The sequence below is a fragment of the Saccharopolyspora sp. NPDC000995 genome, assembly GCF_053599315.1.
This window is the reverse complement of the sequence record NZ_JBSFLZ010000268.1, coordinates 1-2,877: the sequence shown is the minus strand read 5'-3', so window position 1 is coordinate 2,877 and position 2,877 is coordinate 1. Positions and strand designations below refer to the sequence as shown.

Here is a 2,877-nt window from a genome sequence, read left to right as displayed (position 1 = left end):
GGTGGAACAGCCACCCGCTCGACCGGACCCGCACCAGCCACCTCGCCCGCCTCGAACTCAGCCTGGCAGCCTAAACCAATTAACCACCAGGATCATGACGCGGGGCGTAACCGCATCTCGCCCAACGGGAAGTTCGAGGTCCGACCTGTCCGGGCCCCGGGGGTGCTCGACTTCTCGATCGACGTCCGTACTCTGTGCCGGGTGCGACTTGTCATTGCCCGTTGTCAAGTGGACTACGTCGGTCGGCTCACCGCGCATCTGCCCATGGCGCAGCGTCTGCTGCTGGTCAAGGCCGATGGTTCCGTGTCGGTGCACTCCGACGACCGCGCCTACAAGCCGTTGAACTGGATGAGCCCGCCGTGCTGGCTGATCGAGGATCCCGGCGTGTGGACAGTGCAGAACAAGGCCGGCGAGAAGCTGGTGATCACCGTCGACGAGGTGCTGCACGATTCCAAGCACGAGCTGGGGGTGGAGCCGGGCCTGGTCAAGGACGGTGTGGAGGCGCACCTGCAGGAGCTGCTCGCCAAGCACGTCACGACGCTCGGTGACGGTTGGTCGCTGGTGCGCCGCGAGTACCCGACCGCGATCGGCCCGGTGGACCTGATGTGCCGGGACGCCGCGGGTGCGAGCGTGGCGGTGGAGATCAAGCGGCGCGGCGAAATCGACGGTGTCGAGCAGTTGACCCGCTACCTGGAGCTGCTTAACCGGGATCCGCTGCTGGCACCGGTCGCCGGGGTGTTCGCGGCGCAGCAGATCAAGCCGCAGGCCCGGACCCTGGCTGAGGATCGCGGGATCCGCTGCGTGGTGCTGGACTACGACACGCTGCGCGGCATCGAGCCGGACGAGTACCGGTTGTTCTGATCCACCCGTTCCTGTCACCTGCGGGAGTTGTCGGCCCGCAGGTGACAGGAAGGTTCCCATGCTCACCTCGTCCGCGTGGCTTGCACCGCGCGCAAGTTGGGCGCCGATCGTCGTCAATGCCGCCGCGGCCAGCGATGTCGCCTGTCCGAACGAGGCGGAAAACCGAACGAACGGCGGTCGGGGGTTTTGGTATCCACCTCCGACAAGGGATGTTCCTTTGCCTTGCCTCGCGGGGACGGCTGTCACGCGGTTTTGATCGCGTTGCCGTCGATCAGGTGGTCGGTGCCTGCGGTGCTCGCCGCGTGCGGTGAGGCGAGGAAGGCGACTTGGGCGGCGACCTCCGCCGGTTCGACGAGCCGGCCGGTGGTCATGCCCGCTTCGGCGAGGAGCTGGTCGAGCAGCTGGTCGAGGGGACTCCCAGCGCTTCGGCCATCGCCGCGCCGTGTCCGTCCGCCGCTTCCCACATCGACGTGCGCACCGGACCGGGGGAGACGGTGTTGACCCGCACGCCCTGCGGTCCGATCTCCATGTCGAGCGCCTTGCCGAAGGCGGTCAGCGCCGCCTTGGCGGTGGTGTAGGGCATCGGTCCGGAGTGCGGTATCCGGGCGCTGTTCCACGAGATGTTGATGATCGCGCCGCGGCGACGCAGCAGGCTTGGCGGCGCCGCGCGGGTGGCGCGCTGACGAAGTTCAGCTCGAATGTCTGCTTCCAGTCGTCTCGGTGAGATCGGAGAATCCGGCGAGCAGTGCCCCGTCTCCGACGTTGTTGACGAGCAGGTCGAGTTCGCCCACGTCGGCGATGGCCTGTTCGACGAGGTTCGCCGGTCCCTCCGGTGTGGATAGGTCGGCGGTGCCTCCGATCGCGCCGGTCGCCGTGAGTTCCGGTGTGATCGCGCGCCGCAGCGACGACCCGAACGCCTTCAGCGGCGAGCACGGACACGATCGCCAGGCCGATGCCGCGGCTGGCGCCGGCCAAGGTGGCCGGTGTCGCGCGCACGACGGTCCACCGGCGCTTTGCCAGCCGGGAGGCGCTGGTGGAGGCGATGGCCGCCTGGGCGGCCGAGCAGTTCCGCGACGCGGTCGAGGCCGCACGCCCAGCCAGCACACCGCCGCTGGTCGCGCTGCACCAGGCCACCGCGAACGTGCTGCGGGTGAAGGTCGGCTGGGGATTCGCGATGAGCCGGGCGGTCACCAGCGAAGTCGAGCGCATTCACGACGAGGTGCGGCAGGGGTGCGTCCTGCTGCTCCGCCGCGCCAGGGACGCTGGCGTGCTCCGCGCGGACGCCGATCTGGAGTGGGTGCGGCGGGTCTACTACGCCCTGATCCACGAGGCGTTCGAAGATGGCAAGGCAGGCGCCGACACCGACGGCATGGCTGCGCGCGTCGTGGACACGCTGCTGAAAGGCGTTGGCGCGTAGCTGAACCACGTGTCAGACGCGGTCCGACTTGCCGCAGGGGCGCAGTCGCACGGCCGTCCGCGGGGCCAGCGGTCCGGCGAGGTTCCGGAGGTCGGGCCTGCTCGGCCGCGGTCTGGTTGTGCGTTGTTCGCGGTCTGGTCGTTCGGGTCGTCCGCGAGTCCGGCGATGATCGCCAGATCGATCCGGGCGTTCACAGCTCCACCCCCCGTCGGTGCGCATGTGCCAACAGTGACCATAGGGGTCACATTCCGTTGCGTGGAGCGGTTTTTTGCATATCACTCGCATGGCCGCGTCGGGCCGCGCTCCCTTGCGCGGTGGGTGATCGGCGTGGCGTCTCATCGGGCGGAAGTGGCCTGATCGATTTAGTGTCGAGTTTCAACGAAATGGTATCGACTCGATGTGATTCGCCCCACTGTGCGGTACTGTCCGGCTGCTGTCGCAAACGTGGTGGTTTTCGTTCGAGTTTGTTGGGTCTGGAGGTGGCGTGACGGTGGTGCTAGCCCGGGGTCAGCTGCTTGACGCCAACGCGGTGGATTTTGCGTTGTTGGCGTTGTACTTCGCTTTTGTTCTGGGTATTGGGTATTTGGCGCGGCGTGCGG

The 2,877-nt window shown here is 67.7% G+C and carries 4 protein-coding genes; 2 read left to right on the top strand and 2 right to left on the bottom strand.

Annotation, left to right across the window (positions count from 1 at the left end; translation table 11 throughout):
• Positions 1-201 precede the first annotated feature (201 nt).
• On the top strand, positions 202-861 hold the full coding sequence (nucS, locus tag ACWDKQ_RS35645; protein ID WP_450143151.1) for an endonuclease NucS: 660 nt from the start codon (positions 202-204) through the stop codon (positions 859-861).
• 242 nt (positions 862-1,103) lie between these two features.
• Here nucS and ACWDKQ_RS35640 read toward each other — a convergent pair whose 3' ends face one another.
• Both ACWDKQ_RS35640 and ACWDKQ_RS35635 read right to left on the bottom strand, forming a co-directional pair.
• Positions 1,104-1,232, bottom strand: a complete 129-nt coding sequence (locus ACWDKQ_RS35640) for a hypothetical protein (protein WP_450143149.1) — start codon at positions 1,230-1,232, stop codon at positions 1,104-1,106.
• Positions 1,229-1,483, bottom strand: coding sequence for an SDR family oxidoreductase (locus ACWDKQ_RS35635; protein WP_450143150.1), 255 nt, complete (start codon positions 1,481-1,483; stop codon positions 1,229-1,231). The genes ACWDKQ_RS35640 and ACWDKQ_RS35635 overlap by 4 nt, the downstream gene beginning before the upstream one ends.
• Before the next feature lie 330 nt (positions 1,484-1,813).
• Here ACWDKQ_RS35635 and ACWDKQ_RS35630 point away from each other — a divergent pair, with 330 nt between their 5' ends.
• Positions 1,814-2,278: a TetR/AcrR family transcriptional regulator gene (locus ACWDKQ_RS35630; protein ID WP_450143148.1), complete on the top strand. Its 465-nt coding sequence runs from the start codon at positions 1,814-1,816 to the stop codon at positions 2,276-2,278.
• The last annotated feature ends 599 nt before the right edge of the window (positions 2,279-2,877 follow it).